The 16622-nt window shown below is 65.1% G+C and carries 16 protein-coding genes and 1 pseudogene; 10 read left to right on the forward strand and 7 right to left on the reverse strand.

The window, feature by feature from the left end; genetic code table 11:
* Window positions 1-4: 4 nt before the first annotated feature.
* Window positions 5-1018 carry a zinc-binding alcohol dehydrogenase family protein gene (locus tag AC0L3B_RS29830; protein ID WP_085360809.1) on the reverse strand — a complete coding sequence of 338 codons (1014 nt, stop codon included), beginning with the start codon at window positions 1016-1018 and terminating at the stop codon, window positions 5-7.
* Window positions 1019-1099: 81 nt separating this feature from the next.
* A complete protein-coding gene (locus AC0L3B_RS29835; RefSeq protein ID WP_085360811.1) occupies window positions 1100-2701 on the reverse strand; it encodes an OprO/OprP family phosphate-selective porin in 1602 nt (533 codons plus the stop codon).
* 313 nt (window positions 2702-3014) lie between these two features.
* Here AC0L3B_RS29835 and AC0L3B_RS29840 point away from each other — a divergent pair, with 313 nt between their 5' ends.
* From AC0L3B_RS29840 to AC0L3B_RS29850, 3 genes are read left to right on the forward strand one after another with little or no spacing between them, the layout of a single operon-like run.
* Entirely contained in the window at window positions 3015-4421 is a 1407-nt protein-coding gene (locus AC0L3B_RS29840; protein WP_162496373.1) for a DegQ family serine endoprotease, read from the forward strand.
* A complete protein-coding gene (locus AC0L3B_RS29845; protein WP_473381501.1) occupies window positions 4418-5749 on the forward strand; it encodes a replication-associated recombination protein A in 1332 nt (443 codons plus the stop codon). The genes AC0L3B_RS29840 and AC0L3B_RS29845 overlap by 4 nt, the downstream gene beginning before the upstream one ends.
* Before the next feature lie 56 nt (window positions 5750-5805).
* Window positions 5806-7020 (forward strand): RluA family pseudouridine synthase, encoded by a 1215-nt coding sequence (locus tag AC0L3B_RS29850; protein WP_085351292.1) that lies wholly within the window; start codon window positions 5806-5808, stop codon window positions 7018-7020.
* Between the two features lie 50 nt (window positions 7021-7070).
* On the opposite strand, the gene AC0L3B_RS29855 is transcribed toward AC0L3B_RS29850, so the two are convergent.
* Window positions 7071-7517 carry a hypothetical protein gene (locus tag AC0L3B_RS29855; protein ID WP_473381502.1) on the reverse strand — a complete coding sequence of 149 codons (447 nt, stop codon included), beginning with the start codon at window positions 7515-7517 and terminating at the stop codon, window positions 7071-7073.
* Window positions 7518-7591: 74 nt separating this feature from the next.
* Between AC0L3B_RS29855 and AC0L3B_RS29860 the strand changes: the two genes are divergently transcribed.
* The 5 genes from AC0L3B_RS29860 to AC0L3B_RS29880 all read left to right on the forward strand — a co-directional run bounded on the left by AC0L3B_RS29860 (window position 7592) and on the right by AC0L3B_RS29880 (window position 11906).
* The gene (locus tag AC0L3B_RS29860; protein ID WP_473381503.1) at window positions 7592-8386 is read left to right on the forward strand and encodes an ATP12 family chaperone protein; all 795 of its coding nucleotides are present in this window, start codon (window positions 7592-7594) and stop codon (window positions 8384-8386) included.
* Between the two features lie 57 nt (window positions 8387-8443).
* The gene (gene fliK, locus AC0L3B_RS29865) at window positions 8444-10042 is read left to right on the forward strand and encodes a flagellar hook-length control protein FliK (RefSeq protein ID WP_473381504.1); all 1599 of its coding nucleotides are present in this window, start codon (window positions 8444-8446) and stop codon (window positions 10040-10042) included.
* Complete coding sequence (locus tag AC0L3B_RS29870) at window positions 10039-10299, forward strand: EscU/YscU/HrcU family type III secretion system export apparatus switch protein (protein ID WP_085351295.1); 261 nt, start codon at window positions 10039-10041, stop codon at window positions 10297-10299. Before fliK ends, AC0L3B_RS29870 begins: the two co-directional genes overlap by 4 nt.
* Window positions 10300-10368: 69 nt before the next feature.
* On the forward strand, window positions 10369-11187 hold the full coding sequence (locus tag AC0L3B_RS29875; RefSeq protein WP_085364670.1) for a penicillin-binding transpeptidase domain-containing protein: 819 nt from the start codon (window positions 10369-10371) through the stop codon (window positions 11185-11187).
* A 62-nt stretch (window positions 11188-11249) separates the two neighbouring features.
* Window positions 11250-11906 carry a carboxymuconolactone decarboxylase family protein gene (locus tag AC0L3B_RS29880; RefSeq protein WP_473381505.1) on the forward strand — a complete coding sequence of 219 codons (657 nt, stop codon included), beginning with the start codon at window positions 11250-11252 and terminating at the stop codon, window positions 11904-11906.
* A gap of 107 nt (window positions 11907-12013) precedes the next feature.
* Here the strand turns inward: AC0L3B_RS29880 and AC0L3B_RS29885 are convergent.
* The 3 genes and pseudogenes from AC0L3B_RS29885 to AC0L3B_RS29895 all read right to left on the reverse strand — a co-directional run bounded on the left by AC0L3B_RS29885 (window position 12014) and on the right by AC0L3B_RS29895 (window position 14214).
* Window positions 12014-13008, reverse strand: a pseudogene (locus tag AC0L3B_RS29885) (dienelactone hydrolase family protein).
* A gap of 78 nt (window positions 13009-13086) precedes the next feature.
* The gene (locus AC0L3B_RS29890; protein WP_473381514.1) at window positions 13087-13680 is read right to left on the reverse strand and encodes a hypothetical protein; all 594 of its coding nucleotides are present in this window, start codon (window positions 13678-13680) and stop codon (window positions 13087-13089) included.
* A 129-nt stretch (window positions 13681-13809) separates the two neighbouring features.
* Window positions 13810-14214 (reverse strand): DUF4260 domain-containing protein, encoded by a 405-nt coding sequence (locus tag AC0L3B_RS29895; protein ID WP_085360828.1) that lies wholly within the window; start codon window positions 14212-14214, stop codon window positions 13810-13812.
* A 149-nt stretch (window positions 14215-14363) separates the two neighbouring features.
* On the opposite strand from AC0L3B_RS29895, the gene AC0L3B_RS29900 reads away from it, so the two are divergent.
* Both AC0L3B_RS29900 and AC0L3B_RS29905 read left to right on the forward strand, forming a co-directional pair.
* Entirely contained in the window at window positions 14364-15896 is a 1533-nt protein-coding gene (locus tag AC0L3B_RS29900; protein ID WP_018456481.1) for an acyl-CoA carboxylase subunit beta, read from the forward strand.
* A 124-nt stretch (window positions 15897-16020) separates the two neighbouring features.
* Entirely contained in the window at window positions 16021-16368 is a 348-nt protein-coding gene (locus tag AC0L3B_RS29905; RefSeq protein WP_473381506.1) for a hypothetical protein, read from the forward strand.
* A 21-nt stretch (window positions 16369-16389) separates the two neighbouring features.
* Here the strand turns inward: AC0L3B_RS29905 and AC0L3B_RS29910 are convergent, their stop codons facing one another.
* The gene (locus AC0L3B_RS29910) at window positions 16390-16542 is read right to left on the reverse strand and encodes a hypothetical protein (protein ID WP_018456483.1); all 153 of its coding nucleotides are present in this window, start codon (window positions 16540-16542) and stop codon (window positions 16390-16392) included.
* Between the last annotated feature and the right edge of the window lie 80 nt (window positions 16543-16622).

A 16622-nucleotide genomic window follows, 5' to 3' on the forward strand; every position in this document is an offset into this window, starting at 1 on the left:
CGGCCTACCACCCCTCCAGCACGATCTTACCGCGCGACTTGCCGCTCTCCAAGAGCGCGTGCGCGCGCTTGAGATTGGTCGCGCTGATTGTGCCAAAGGTCTGGTCGAGCGTCGTGCGCAAGACGCCCTTGTCGATGAGGTCGGCGACATCGTTGAGCAGATGATGCTGCGCGATCATGTCGGCGGTCTGGAACGAGGAGCGCGTGAACATCGATTCCCAATGCACCGAGATTGCCTTGCCCTTGAACGCGCTCACAGTGAATTCCGGGGGATCGTCGATCAGGCCGAACTTGCCCTGCGGCGCCATGAAGTCGGCAATGCTCTTGTAGTGCTGGTCGGTGAAGGTGAGGCTCGCCACCAGCGCGACCGGCGGCAGCTTGAGCTTCTCGATCTGCTCCTTCATCGGTTGGCCGTGGTCGATCACCGCATGGGCGCCGAGATCGAGGCACCATTTTTGCGACTCCGGCCGCGTCGCGGTCGCGACCACCGTCAGCCCGGTGAGGCGGCGGGCGAGCTGGATCAGGATCGAGCCGACACCGCCGGCGCCGCCGGTGATCAAGAGCGTGCGCGGATCGACAATCTTGCCGGGCACCGCACCAAGCCGATCGAACAACAGCTCCCAGGCGGTGATGGAGGTGAGGGGAAGAGCCGCGGCCTGCGCGAACGACAGGCTCTTCGGCTTGTTGCCGACGATGCGCTCGTCGACAAGGTGGAATTCTGAATTGGTGCCCTGGCGCAGGATCGAGCCGGCGTAAAATACCTCGTCGCCCGGCTTGAACAGCGTGACGTCGGGACCGACGGCGTCGACCACGCCGGCCGCGTCATAGCCCAGAATCTTCGTCTCGCCCTCGGGCGGAGCGGCGCGCTTGCGCACCTTGTAGTCGACCGGGTTGGCCGAGATCGCCTTTACGGCGACACGGATATCACGGCCCTTGGGTTCGGGCTTGGCGGTCTCGAAATCGAACAGCGCGTCCTGATCCTCGATCGGAAGCGATTTCTTGTAGCCGACGGCCTTCATGGCTTGTCTCCTTCGATAGTGTTGCAGGTGCTGGGTCCCGGGTTCGCGTTTTTTGCGCGCCCCCGGGACGACAGGCGAGACCTAGAACGCGAACTGCGTCCGCATCGCGACCGCATCGAACTTCGAGCCGACATCGGCGGTCGAGACCGGCGAGGCCTGCCTCGATACCGTGCCATGCAGATAGTCCAGCATGAAACGGACGTTGCCGTTGACGTACCAGTTCAGCGCCGCGGTGTAGACGGTCTGCCGGCCGCCCGCGATGCCGGTGGCGGTCCCGAGCTGATCGTTGAGGTCGATCGTGGAGAAGCGTCCCGCGACTTCCCACGCGCCCCAGCCGCCGCCCTCGAGCGAGAACGGGTGCGCCGGCTTGACGCCGCCATAGGCCGCATTCGCCGCATTGTAGCTGCGACCCTCGCCCGTCAGCACGTAACCGGCCTGCGCGTAGCCGCCCTGGAATTTGAGGCTCGGCGCACCCAGCGGCGGCAGGCCGGTATTGGCGCTGCGATCGATGTTGTACCAGAAATACTCGCCTTGCAGGATCAATGGCCCATAGGTGGCGGCCGCTTCGACGCTGTAGACCTGCGCGCCGGAGGCATTGGCGATTGCGCCGGTCGTGGCCAGTGCCGTCGGATCGATGCGCAGTTCCGGACGATCGTTAAGCGTCACCGTCTGCGCACCCGTCACCATGTTGCGCGACGGCTGGATCAGCCATTCGGCATTGCCGCCAAGATGCAGCGAGTAATCCTTGCCGCTGACGGCCTGGCCCGCAACGCGGGCGACGGCGCCATACTGCTCGGAGGCACCGTTCGGTGCTGCGCTCGACGCCGAATGGATCGCGCCGGTCGAGGGCCCCGTGACATAGCCGCCGATCCAGAGCTGGTCGTTGTACCAGCGCGTGCCGACAGCCGAGCGGAAGTCGCCCGCGGCGATGCTGGTGGCGACGATGCCGGCCGAGGCGCGCTCCATGAACATGATGTCGTTGGAGCTCGTGGCTTCATCGAGAGTGTAGGGCAGGTCCATGATGCCGCCTTCGATGGCCATCTTACCGCCGAACGGTTTCAGGCCGGTATAGCTGAGATAGGCGTTCTCGACGCCGGAGACGCCGCCGCCGGGCAGCGAACCCGGAGCTGCGCCGCCAAACCCATCGGAGGAGCCGCCGAAGTCGTAGACCAGCGCGAAATTCCAGTCGTTGAAGAACTTGCCGGCGAGACCGATGCGCGCGCGGCGGACATTCTCGCCGCTATCGAGTTTCTGCGGCACGGTTGCGGCCGTGTTGGGCCGATAGTCGTAGCCGCCGACGTCCCAATGCACGCGACCTGTGATCCCGACGCAGTTTACCCCATCGGCAGTGCAGATGGTCGGCCGGTTGTTCGGCATCGTCACGACAACGCCGGAGGCAGGCGCCGGTCCCTTGAGCGGGATCGCCGCGTTGGCGTTGGCGACGACGGCCTTCGCTTCGGACCGCGCCTCAGCTTTCGCCTCAAGCCTGGCCTTCGCCGTGGCCGCGGTATTCGCTGCGGTCTGGCTCTGGAGCTTGTCGAGCTTCTGCTCCAGCATTTTCAACTGCTGCTTCAGGAGCGCGATCTCCTGCTCGCTGCTGCTGGCCGATTGGGCCTGGGCATGCGGGGCCGCCAGTGCGGCGGCGAGACCAATCGCCGTGGCTGCAATTCTTGTCCTGCTCACGTCATGACTCCATCGTTTGACGAACTTCCCCAAAGTCGCTGGCGGAGAGCCTAGGTGTGATCGATGACTACCCCGCGACGCCGCGTCCGGTTGTGCGGTTCCCACTGGTGTAAATTCGCCGCAACCGAATCCGCGTTGCACCACCATGCAAGATGACGCACATCATGCCAATCGGCAGCCCCGGCAAATTGCCATTTCGCACGCAGAGCTTGCAGGCTGGACACACCAAAAAGGGGGTCGAATAGGCCGCCGGGCGCCCTTCTATTGGGGGGCGAACGCGCCTATATTCCGGCGTCTTTTCCAAGAGGTAGGAATGTTTCGATCGACCTGGACCGCCGTCGTCACGGCACTGTGCATAGCCTTTTCGGCCAACTTCAATCCGGCCGCCGCGCAAGACCGCCGCGTGCCGTCCTCGCCCGCCGAACTGCGGCTGTCCTATGCGCCGATCGTGCAGCGGGTGCAGCCGGCGGTCGTCAACGTCTATGCTGCCAAGGTGGTGCAGAACCGCAACCCCCTGCTCGACGACCCGATCTTCCGCCGCTTCTTCGGCGTGCCCGGCCAGCAGCAGGAGCAGGTGCAGCGCTCGCTTGGTTCGGGCGTGATCGTCGATGCGTCCGGGCTCGTCGTCACCAACGTCCACGTCATTGAAGGCGCCGACCAGGTCAAGGTGTCGCTGTCGGACAAGCGCGAGTTCGAGGCCGAGATCGTGCTGAAGGACTCTCGCAGCGATCTCGCGGTGCTGCGTCTGAAGGACACCAAGGAGAAGTTTCCGGCACTCGAATTCACCAATTCAGACGAGCTGATGGTCGGCGACGTCGTGATGGCGATCGGCAATCCCTTCGGCGTGGGCCAGACCGTCACCCACGGCATCATCTCGGCCTTGGCGCGCACGCAGGTCGGCATCACCGACTACCAGTTCTTCATCCAGACCGACGCGGCGATCAATCCCGGCAATTCCGGCGGCGCGCTGGTCGACATGAACGGCAGGCTCGCGGGCATCAACACCGCGATCTATTCGCGCTCCGGCGGCTCGCAGGGCATCGGCTTCGCGATCCCCGCCAACATGGTGCGCGTCGTCGTCGCCTCCGCCAAGGGCGGCGGCAAAGCGGTGAAGCGGCCCTGGTTAGGGGCGAAATTGCAGGCGGTGACGCCGGAGATCGCCGAGAGCCTCGGGCTGCGTTCGCCGACCGGTGCGCTGGTCGCAAGCGTCGTTCCGAACGGACCGGCGGCCAAGGCCGGGCTGAAATCCTCCGACCTGATCGTCTCGATCGACGGCCAGACGGTGGATGATCCCAACGCCTTCGACTATCGCTTCGCCACACGGCCGCTCGGCGGCACGGCGCAGATCGACGTGCAGCGCGGCGGCAAGCCGGTCAAGCTGACGGTGGCGCTGGACGCCGCGCCCGATACCGGCCGCAACGAGCTCGTCATCACCGCGCGCTCGCCTCTCCAAGGTGCGAAGGTCTCGACCATCACCCCCGCGCTCGCCGACGAGCTGCATCTGGACGCCGATACCGAAGGCGTCGTGGTCACCGATCTCGGGGGCGACAGCGCGGCGGCCAATGTCGGCTTCCAGAAGGGCGACGTTATCCTGGCGGTCAACAACCAAAAGATCAGCAAGACCAGCGACCTCGAAAAAGCGGCGGCCGAGCGCCAGCGGATCTGGCGCATCACGCTGGTGCGCGGCGGCCAGCAGATCAACGTCACGCTGGGCGGATGAGTCCGAAACGACCACAGGGGACGCCAACTCTCTTCGCCGCGGCGGGGCTCGATCACGAGGCTCCGCATCCGCTGCCGGATCGGCTGCGGCCGCGCGCGCTCTCGGAGGTCGTCGGCCAGGATCACATCCTGGGTCCCGACGGCGCGCTGACGCGCATGCTGGAGACGCGCACGCTAGGCTCGCTGGTGTTCTGGGGCCCGCCCGGCACCGGCAAGACCACGGTCGCGCGGCTGCTCGCGGACGCCACGGATTTGCATTTCGAGCAGATCTCCGCGGTGTTCTCCGGCGTCGCCGATTTGAAGAAGGCCTTTGAGGCCGCGCGTGCACGCCGCGAGATGGGCAAGGGCACGCTGCTGTTCGTCGACGAGGTGCATCGCTTCAACCGCGCCCAGCAGGATTCCTTTCTGCCCGTCATGGAAGACGGCACGGTGGTGATGGTCGGCGCCACCACCGAAAATCCGTCCTTCGAGCTCAACGCGGCGCTTCTGTCCCGCGCGCGTGTGCTGGTGTTTCGCTCGCTCGACGCGGCCGCGATCGAAAAGCTGTTTGCGCATGCCGAGGAGGTCGAGGGCCGCAAGCTGCCGCTCGACGAGGTAGCGCGCGCCGTGCTGGTGCGCATGGCCGATGGCGACGGCCGCGCGTCGCTGACGCTCGTCGAGGAAGTCTGGCGCGCCGCGCGCAAGGACGAGATTTTCGACGCCGCGCAATTGCAGGAGATATTGCAGCGCCGCGCGCCGATCTACGACAAGTCGGCAGACGGCCATTACAATTTGATCTCGGCGCTGCATAAGTCAGTGCGGGGCTCCGATCCCGATGCCGCGCTGTATTATCTCGCGCGCATGCTCGATGCCGGCGAGGATCCGCTGTTTCTGGCCCGCCGCGTCGTGCGCATGGCGGTCGAGGATATCGGGCTTGCCGATCCGCAGGCGCTCGTCATCGCCAACGCAGCCAAGGACGCTTTCGACTTCCTCGGTCATCCCGAGGGCGAGCTCGCGATCGCGCAGGCGGTGGTCTATCTCGCCACCGCGCCAAAATCGAACGCCGTCTACACCGCCTTCGGCAAGGCAATGCAGGTCGCAAAGCAGGCCGGCTCGCTGCTGCCGCCGAAACATATCCTCAACTCGCCGACCAAGCTGATGAAGTCGGAAGGCTACGGCGCATCTTACGAATACGACCACGACACGCCCGACGCCTTCTCCGGCCAGGATTATTTCCCGGAAGCCCTGGGCCGCCAGACCTTCTACGACCCGCCCGATCGCGGGTTCGAGCGGGAGATCAGGAAGCGGCTGGATTATTGGGCCAAGTTGCGCAAGGAGCGGGGTGGCTGAAGCCAAAATCGCCATTTCGCCGTGACGTGAGGCCGGTTTTGAGCTAGGCAGGCACCATGAGCCGCCGCATCAAAAGAACCGATCCAAAGCCCCGTTCGCGCGACGAGCGCAAGGAGGCGCGCCCGTTCAAGGCGCGCAGCGCGAAGCCTGCTGGGCTGCGGCCGGGCGGCAAGCCGGGCGCGAAGGCGCCGCGCTTTGCGAGCGAGCGCGTCGAGCGGCGCGCGCCCAAAGCTGAACCAGAAAAGGCTGCACCGGCAAAGCCCGTCGAGGCATTGCTGCCGACCAAGGTGCAGACCGTCAAGGTGACGGCCGACGAGAACAACATGCGCGTCGATCGCTTCCTTGAAGCGCACTTTCCCGGCCTGTCGTTCTCCCACATTCAGCGCGTCGTTCGCAAAGGCGAGCTGCGCGTCGACGGCAAGCGCGTCGACAGCAAGGATCGGCTGGAGGAGGGCCAGAGCGTCCGGATTCCGCCGCTGAAGCTCGACACGCCGAAGGCACCCAATCCGCAGTCGGAGGCGGCGCAAAAGACACTTGCGGCGCTGAAGGAGATGACGATTTACGAGGACGACGACGTTCTCGTGCTGAACAAGCCGGCCGGACTTGCCGTGCAGGGCGGTTCGGGCATGACCCGACACATCGACCAGATGCTGGAGGTGATGCGCGATTCGAAGGGCCAGAAGCCGCGCCTCGTGCACCGCATCGACAGGGAGACGTCGGGCTGTCTCCTGGTCGCCAAGACCCGCTTTGCCGCCTCGCATCTGACCGGCGCGTTCCGGTCGCGTTCGGCGCGAAAAACCTATTGGGCGCTGGTGCCCGGGCTACCGAAGCCGAAGCAGGGCCGCATCTCGACATTCCTTGCCAAGGAGGAGAGCGAGGACGACACCATCATGCGCATCGCCCAGCATGGCGACGAGGGCGCAAGCCACGCTGTCACGTACTATGCGGTGGTCGAGACCGCCGGCAACAAGCTGACCTGGGTGTCGCTGAAGCCGGTGACGGGGCGCACCCACCAGCTGCGCGCCCACATGGAACATATCGGCCACCCCATCGTCGGCGATCCCAAATATTTCAACATCGAGAACTGGCAACTGCCGGGCGGCCTGCAAAACCGGCTGCACCTGCTGGCGCGCCGCATTGTCATCCCGCATCCCCGCGGCGGCTTCATTGATGCGACCGCGCCGCTGCCGCAGCACATGCAGCAGTCATGGAACCTGCTCGGGCTCGATGCGAGCCGGTTTGATCCGATCGAGAACGCGCCGGAAGAGTAATTGAGTTTGCAATCGGGTTGCTTCGCTGCGCTCCGAATAATGAAGCCCGCTCAATTCCGAAACTGATCTAGAAACGTCCGCAGGCTATCGTGCGGGCTCTCGACATCCGTGATCAACCAGCCCTCGGGCCCGCTGACCAGGATGAAGTTCAGAGTCACCGGCCGGCCGCGGTTGTCGAAATTCGCCGCGACATAGGTCTTGTCGTATTGCCTGCGAATGACCGCGATCGCGACCGGGCCGAGCTTCCAGCTCGGGCTCTGCACCAGGAAATCGTAGGGCTCGACCCGCGGCGCGGACCACACCTTGCGCAAAGAGGGGGCGAAGAATTGCCGGGCGGTGGCGCCATCCTGCGGCAGGCCTTTTGAGAGCTCCGGCGCGCCCTGGCCGTAATGAGCGTAGACGTTGCGGACCACCGATTCCGGAGTCCGAAAGCCGCCCTGCGCCGCGGCCGGCCAAAACCCGGCGACCAGAGCCACAATGCCCGCAAGTTCCCTCATACCTGCCGCTCGCTTTATCGGTCGTCGCTCTTACCTTACAAGCCTAGCATTGAGTGATCAGGGCCGAAAACCAGATGCGCGAATTGTTCGATGAAGCTGCGGGGCGATCCCCGCTTGATCCGCAGGAGTTGGTCCGCCAGGCCTCGCGCGTGCCGCTGCGCAAGCGCTTCTACAAGGAGGTGGGGGTCGCTGAGGCTGAGGGCGGCTTTGCCATCACGCTTGACGGCAAGGCGATCCGCACGCCGTCCGGCCGCCAGGTGATCATCCCTGCGCGCGTGCTAGCCGACGCAGTGGCTGCCGAGTGGGCGGATCAGAAAGAGACGATCAATCCCATGACGATGCCGCTGACGCGGATCGCCAATAGCGTGGTCGAGGGCGTCGTCGACTGCGTCGATCTCGTCAGCGACGACCTCGCAAAGTATCTCCAGTCCGATCTGCTGTTCTATCGCGCCGGCCATCCCGAGGGGCTCGTCGCCCGCGAGGCCGCGCATTGGGACCCCGTGTTGTTCTGGGCCGCGGAGACGCTGGGAGCGCATTTCATCCTGTCGGAAGGCGTCATGCCTGTGACGCAGCCGGAGGCGGCCGTCCAGGCCGCGCGTGCGGCGCTGCCGGGGGATGCCTGGTCGGTCGCCGCCCTCCACGTGATCACCACCCTGACCGGCTCGGCCCTGCTGGCGCTGGCGCTGGCCCATGGCGTGCGCGATGCCGGCCAGGTCTGGGCGGCGGCTTATGTCGATGAGGACTGGAACGAGGAGAAATGGGGCGTGGACGAGGAAGCGGCCGGCCGCCGCGCCGCCCGCCTCAGGGACTTTCAGGCCGCCGTGACGGTTTTGGCCGCTGTGAACCCGCCGGCGGCCAAAGGTCCTTAACGAGAGGTTTACGAGGGCGGCCTTAGGGTAGGGCCTACGCTCCCCGGGCCCCTCGCCATGCCGACGCCGATAAGCTCGATCGTTCCCGTCAGTGCCGCCAGCCCTGTTGCTGACGCGGTGACGCCCGATCTTGTGCTGCAGGCCGGCAGCATCGTCGACGCAAGAGTCGTCAGCGTGCTCGCCGATAATCTGGTGCGGATCGCGATCGCCAACCTGTCGATGGATGTGATGTCCGAGGTGGCGCTGGCACCAGGCCAGAATCTCCAGCTTGCGGTGTCGCAGAACGGCGGCACCATCCGGCTCGCCGTCATGGGCGGGGGAGGCGAGGCGACCGCCGATCAGGTCACGCTGACGCCGGCTGCGGCCTCGCTGGTTGACAGCCCGCCGATTGCTCCGTCGGCGAGCGCGGGACGCAACGTGCTGACGCCATCGGAGCAGGTCGCCGTTACCGCAGCTTCGGTCGAGGCGGTCACAAAGCAGGGCAGCCAGGCGCCGCTGTTCGCCAATCTGGCCGCGGTCGTCACCGGTAGCGATCTTCCGGCGGGGCTGAAGCAGGCGATGCTGGGCGTGCTGGCGCAGCAGACGCCGCTCAACACCGGGCTCGATGGCGGCGACATTGAATCCGCATTCCAAAAATCCGGCCTATTCCTCGAAGCCTCGCTCGCCGAGGGCGCGACGCCGTCCTCCGGCACGATGCCAGACCTGAAGGCGGCATTGCTGGTGCTGCGCCAAACGCTGACGACGCTCGAGGCGATTGCGCCACAGGCGCAAGGTGCCGCCCTTCCGGCTGGTACCGTGGCGACACCGCAGCTCACTGCCGCGGAGACGCAGGCCGCATTGCCGGCAACCGAACCCGAGATCGCCCAATCACCGCAAATGCCGCGCAGCGTCAATATCGCAGCCTCTGTGTTGTCGGACATCGCTGGCGGTGCTCCGCAGGCCGCGGTGCCGCGGGCCATGACCGCAGGCCTTGCCGCGACCCTCCTGCAAGAGATCACGCAAGGTCTGCCGCGAATGACGGGAAACGTGCCGGGCTCGAACAAGGCCGTACCCGACGGACATATTTTCGAAGCCGCCGCGCGCGCGACGCCACCACCGGTTCGCGGCGCGCTGCCGTCGCCGCAATTCATTGCCTCGCCGTCACTCGTACCGGATACGCCGCTCGCTGCGACCGTGCATCGCCTGCTCGATGACACCGATGCCGCTCTCGCGCGCCAGACGTTGCTCCAGGTTGCTTCGCTCCCCGATCGCACCGACGCCAGCGGTCACAAGATTGATCCGAGCGTGCCGCAGTGGAATTTCGAGATTCCATTCGCAACGCCGCAGGGCACGGCAATGGCGCAGTTCGAGATCTCGCGCGACGGCGGCAATGAATCCGCCGATCCCGCCAGGCGCGCCTGGCGCGCGCGCTTCACGCTGAATGTCGAGCCGGCCGGCCCCGTGCACGCTTTGATTACGCTCAACGGTGACAAGACCTTCGTGCGGATGTGGGCGGAGCGGCCGACGACCGCACAGCAGCTTCGCGCCGGAATCGGCGAGCTCAACCAGGCACTGACCAGGGCCGAGCTCAAGCCCGGCGACATCCTGGTCCGCGATGGCACGCCGCCACAGCCCGCACCGGCCCGCGCCGGCCACTTTCTGGATCGCGCTACATGAGCGACCCGTCGAAGCTTGCGATTGCGCTGCATTACGAGAGGGGCAGCAACGCGCCGGTCGTCGTCGCCAAGGGCAAGGGCACGATCGGCGAAAAAATCGTCGAGATCGCCAAGGCCAACGACATCCCGATCGAGGAGAACGAGATCCTGGCCGGTGCGCTCTCCAAGGTCGAACTCGGCGAGGAGATCCCGCCGGACCTCTACAAGGCCGTCGCCGAGGTGCTGGTGTTCGTGCTGCGGCTGTCGGGCAGGCGGTAGCTGTCATCGTTTCACCACGTTAGCGGCTGCATGGTCGCGGCCATCTTCATCGCGTAACGGACATCGCCAGTGCTTACCCGCCGTTCCACTCTCGGCCTTCTCGCCGCAACCGCGATCCTGCCATCGCGTGCATTCGCTCACGTCGCGCCACCGCGAAATGAAATCCGTGACAGCCTCGCAAAGCGCTTCACTGACCTCGGCACGGCGGGGACGTTCGTCGGCTACAAGGTCGAGGACTATCTGGTCGTCGCCAGCGACAAGGAACGTTCGGGCGAGGCGAAGCTGCCGGCTTCGACCTTCAAGATTCCGAACTCGTTGATTGCGCTCGAAACCGGCGTGGTCACTGACCCCGACAAGGACGTATTTCCCTGGGACGGCGTGAAGCGTCCGATCGAGGCCTGGAACAAGGACCACACGCTGCGCAGCGCGATTCTCGTCAGCGCGGTGCCGGTCTATCAGGAGATCGCGCGCCGGATCGGGCAAGAACGCATGCAAAAGTACGTCGATCTGTTCGACTATGGCAATCGCGACATCGGCGGCGGCATCGATCAGTTCTGGCTCACCGGCGCCTTGCGCATCGATCCGGTCGAGCAGGTCGATTTCATCGACCGGCTGCGCCGCCGCGCACTGCCGATCTCGAAACGCAGCCAGGATCTCGTCGCTGACATCCTGCCGGTGACCAAGGTCGGCGATAGCGTCATTCGCGCCAAGTCCGGGCTGCTTGGCGCCGAGCGCGGCGAGCCATCGCTTGGCTGGATGGTGGGCTGGGCCGAGAAGGGCGAAGCGCACACCGTGTTCGCGCTCAACATGGACTGCAAGGAGCCGCGCCTGGTCGGAGAGCGCATGCCGCTGACGCAAGCCTGCCTTGCCGAGATCGGCGCTATCTAGCGATACCGCGCTGGCGCCGCTCGACTAGCATCCCCCGGGTCAAGAAAAACCGGGAGGAGAACATGAACTCAACGCCACTCTGGCTGCCGTCGCTCACGCTTGCCGCCGCAGGCGGCTGGCTCGCCACCACGATGTTTGCCGGTCGCGCCACCAGCAGGGAGCCGCGCTTTCCTCAGCTCACCATGGACCAGCTCGACGCCAAGCAGAAGCCCCTCGGCGAGCAGATCATGAAGGTCTCGAGCGTCGGCATCGGCGGTCCCTACAATCCGATGATCCGCAGCCCGGTGCTCGGCCAGCGCCTGTTCGACCTATTCCACTATCTGCGCTGGGAGACCTCGGTCCCGACAAAACTCAACGAGTTCGCGATCCTGATCATCGGGCGGCAATGGCGCTCGCAGGTGGAGTGGTACGCCCATGCGCCGCTCGCGGCGAAAGCGGGCCTGTCGCCCGACATCGTCGCGGAGCTGAAGGCCAATAAGCGGCCTGCGAACATGGCCGAGGACGAGGCCGTCGTCTACGACTTCGTCACCGAGCTCACCGCGACGAAGAAGGTCGGCGACGAAACCTTCGCGCGCGCGAAGAAGGTCTTCAACGACCAGCAGATCGTCGACCTCACCGCGGTCGCCGGCAATTACGTGATGGTCGCGATGTTGCTCGCAATGGCCGAAGAGACCGTGCCGCCGGACAAGCAGGAGCCGTTCAAGCCGGGCGAGCCGTAGCCTTCGTCATTGCGAGGAGCGAAGCGACGAAGCAATCCAGACTGCCTCGGCGGAAAGATTCTGGATTGCTTCGCTGCGCTCGCAATGACGGAACATGTCGCGCTGGCCTAACCCAGCTTGAACAGCGCCTGCAAAAACTCCTCAACGGCCTTGCGCGACTCGGCGGCAGTCGTTGGATTGCCGCCGACATGCGGATTGAGCTCGACGCAAGCGTCCTGGTAGGTGAACGGCGCTTTCGTATCGGCGTTCATCAGCACGCCGCCGTCGCCTTCGCGGATCTGGCAGTTGCGCACGGTCTGCGCACCCGTGGACACGGCAACCGTATTGACGCCGAGCAGCCCACTGTCAAAACCATGCGCGCTGTCGGGGTATTCGGTCAGCACCACGTCGCGGCCGGCCGTCTTGAGCCGCTCGATGAAAGCCTTGCAGCTCTTGACGGGATTGTAGTCGTCGGGCGTGCGTGGAAGATGCGGATCGGGCGCGCGGCGATGTCCGTGTCGTTCTGATAGGTCGTCGAACAGTCGGGGTAGAAGGGAATGTAGGCGGCGAACTGGATGCCGGACTTGTTCCAGAGCTTGTGGAAGCGCTCGAGGCTCGCATAAAGCGTCGCCTGTCCGCCGCGTGAAAAGCCCATCAGCACGATGCGATCCGGATCGACGCGGGGATGCTTTGCAAGGATCTCCAACGAGCGGTAGATGTCGATGACGAGGTTGAGCCGACCGAGCAGGGCCTGGTTCGGCCCCACCACCGTCAGCCCGCGGCCGGTAAAGCCGTCGATCACGAAAGTCGAGATGCCCATGGCGTTGAACGCGTGCACCCAGGCTTTGGTCGTTGCGCCGACGCCGCTCGAGCCGTGCATCAGCACCACGACGGGGAGTTTTCCGCTGCCTTGCGCCACGCGCAGCTCGCCGGCGACCGTCACCGGCTTGCCGGCCGCGGCGTCGCCGCTGAGGAATTGCTGGTCGGAGAGGGTGAGCGAGGGGATCGGGTAGATCTCGGCGCGGGTGGCGACTTCCCGGGGAAGCGATTGTGCGTTGGCGCCCATGCCGACGAACAGCGTTGAAATGCAGAGCGCCATGGCGACGCGGAATGCCGTCGGCATCGGATCCTCCCCGTGATTTTCAGTGAGTAGAACAACAGGCCCGCGCGCTGTCAAATTGACGCAAGCCGGCGGTTCGCCTCAGGCGGTGTCAGGCTTCTTCACCGTCAGCGCCTGGTCGATCGCAAAACCGCCAATCTCGCTCATCGCCTGCGAGATCACGTCGCCCTTGCGGGCAAAGCCGGCAGAGAGGACATCGAACTGGGTGCGCGCCAGCCGCAGCACCTCGATTGGCACGGAGATGGCGGTCTCGTTGAAGCTGTCGACCGAGGCGTGCAGCGTCTCCAGCTCGCTTGTGAGCTTGCCGATATGGCTCTCGGCGTGCTGCATCAGGCCGAGCAGGCTGCCGCGCTTGGCATCGAATGCCGCGCGCTCGGCCGCCGCGGCCGCGGTGACCTCGGCAAGCTGGCTGCGCAGCGCGTCGATTTGCTTGACCATGGCGTCGGACGCCATCTCACCGGCCTCGCGCAGGTCGCTGTTGCGCGTGTTCTCTTCGTGCTCCCGGTGATAGAGCCGTTCCGCCGACATCGCCCGTTGCGTCAGCGACTCGATCAGCGCGGCCGCGCGCAGCAACATCTCGCCGTTCCGCCCCGACACCATGCTGGCCATGCGCCGCAGGAAGTCGGTGGTTTCGGACGATGGGTTCGGCGGCAGTGGAACGACCGTCGCGGGCATGAGGTGATGCTTGCAGCCGGAAATGATGACCGCCGCCGTACCGACTGAGCTCACGCAACATTCGGCGCCTGATCGCAAGCCTGAATCGCCGCGCCCGGTCAACCGGGCGGGACCAGATTTGCAACTGCGTCACGTATCCTTCTGCCAGCCGATCCGGCCGAGATGGGTGAAGCCGAACCCGGCCGAATATTTCAGGCCGTAGCCCAGTGCCCGATCGATGCCGATATGGGCGAGCCAGATCAAGGCGATGGACAGGGTGAGTGGCGAGGCGAGGCCGAAGCCGAGCGTCAGCAGCGCGACCGGCGCCATGTAGCTGTGGGCGGCGTTGTAGACCATCGCGCCGAGTTTGGCGTCGGCAAGATAGGCGAGGAAGCTCAGATCGGGGACAAGGAAGAGCAGGGCAAAGACTGCCCAAGAGCCGTCCCAGGTCCAGTAGAGCATCACCATCCCCACAAACAGCGTCAGGCCTTCCAGCCGCAGCAGGATGTTGACGCCGCCCGTCGCCGCGCCGGTCTCAGCCGTTCCTTCGGTCATGCTCGTCTCCCAGGCAAAACTTTGTAATTCCTTGCGCTTTCCCGCTGCGGCAAGGCAGCCCTGCGGGGCCGAAAGCCGCTTCCCGGCCCGCAAAATGCCGTGTTAGAACCCCCGGCAATCGCATTTAGGCTAAGAACTGGCGGGAGCAAATGAAGAACATCCTGGACGCCCTTGAAGACCGTCGCGCCGGCGCAAAGCTCGGCGGTGGGGAGAAGCGCATCGAGGCGCAGCACGCCCGCGGCAAGCTGACCGCGCGTGAGCGCATCGAGCTCTTGCTCGACAAGGGATCGTTCGAGGAATTCGACATGTTCGTCGAGCACCGCTCCACCGAATTCGGCATGGAGAAGAACAAGGTGCCCGGCGACGGCGTCGTCACCGGCTGGGGCACCGTCAATGGCCGCAAGACCTTTGTCTTTGCCAAGGACTTCACCGTGTTCGGCGGCTCGCTGTCGGAAACGCACGCGCTGAAAATTACAAAGCTTCAGGACATGGCGATGAAAGCGCGTGCGCCCATCATCGGCCTCTATGATGCGGGCGGCGCCCGCATCCAGGAAGGCGTCGCAGCACTCGCCGGCTATTCCTACGTGTTCCGCCGCAACGTGCTCGCCTCCGGCGTGATCCCGCAGATCTCCGTCATCATGGGCCCCTGCGCCGGCGGCGACGTCTATTCGCCTGCGATGACCGACTTCATCTTCATGGTGAAGAACACCAGCTACATGTTCGTCACCGGCCCCGACGTGGTGAAGACCGTCACCAACGAGGTCGTCACGGCCGAAGAGCTCGGCGGCGCCTCGGTGCACGCCACGCGCTCCTCGATCGCCGACGGCGCCTTCGAGAACGACGTCGAAACGCTGTTGCAGATGCGGCGCCTGATCGACTTCCTGCCGTCCAACAACACGGACGGCGTGCCGGAATGGCCGAGCTTCGACGACATCGGCCGCCTCGACATGTCGCTCGACACTCTGATCCCCGACAATCCGAACAAGCCCTACGACATGAAGGAGCTGATCCTGAAGGTCGTGGACGAGGGCGACTTCTTCGAGATCGCGGATGCTTTCGCCAAGAACATCGTCACCGGCTTCGGCCGCATCGCGGGCCGCACGGTGGGCTTCGTCGCCAACCAGCCCATGGTGCTGGCCGGCGTGCTCGACTCCGACGCTTCGCGCAAGGCGGCGCGCTTCGTGCGTTTCTGCGATGCCTTCAACATCCCGATCGTCACCTTCGTCGACGTGCCGGGCTTCCTGCCGGGTACCGCGCAGGAATATGGCGGCCTGATCAAGCACGGCGCCAAACTGCTGTTTGCGTACTCGCAGTGCACCGTGCCGCTGGTCACCATCATCACCCGCAAGGCCTATGGCGGCGCCTTCGATGTCATGGCCTCCAAGGAGATCGGCGCCGACATGAACTACGCCTGGCCGACCGCCCAGATCGCGGTGATGGGTGCCAAGGGCGCGGTCGAGATCATCTTCCGCGCCGACATCGGCGACCCCGACAAGATCGCCGCGCGTACCAAGGAATACGAAGACCGCTTCCTCTCCCCCTTCATCGCCGCCGAGCGCGGCTACATCGACGACGTCATCATGCCGCACTCGACCCGCAAGCGGATCGCGCGGGCGCTGTCGATGCTGAAGGACAAGAAGGTGGAAACGCCGGCGAAGAAGCACGACAATTTGCCGTTGTGAGGGCGAACTTGTAGCCCGGATGAGCGTAGCGACATCCGGGTTTGTCTATCCAAGTCCCGCATGTCGCTTTGCTCATGCGGGCTACCGATTCTGTTTCTGAGTTGGCATCCTCGATCCAAATCCAATGACCGAAGACGATCCGACCGACGAGATTTCAGACATCGAAGCGCGGATCGAGGCTTTGGCCGAGATCGCCGAGCGATGCCGCAAGTACATCCTGGCGTCCAAGCTCGCGATCGGGGGCGGCGGCGCGCTGTTGTTGATCACGATCTTCGGTTTGCTTGGGATGGGTCAGACCGCCGCGCTCGGATCGATCGCTCTGGTGCTCGGCGGGATCGTCTCGCTCGGTTCGAACGTCAGCACGCTGCGGCAGACGGAGAGCGCGATCGGGGATGCGGAGGCGCTTCGGTCTCAACTGATCAGCCGCATTGACCTTCGCGTGGTCGCCGATGCGCCGATGAAGCTGGTGTGACGCGGCGCTCGCAGGCCAATGTCACGCCGCAGCCCTGCGCGACAGCACCTGCAGCTCCTCGCGGCATTCGGCTGCGAACGCCTGAAGCTGCTCCGCGGTTTGCCGGTCGAGGATCGCCTTAGCCAGTCTTTCAGCGCGGGCAAGCTGGTCTCTGAGATATGCGATGCGGGCCATGTGTCACCTTCCGCAGGGATGATTTGATGGCCGTGACCCTACGGCCATCGCCGGATTCATTATGTGAGGCACGTCACATC

It is taken from the genome of Bradyrhizobium sp. Kon56, assembly GCF_055807635.1.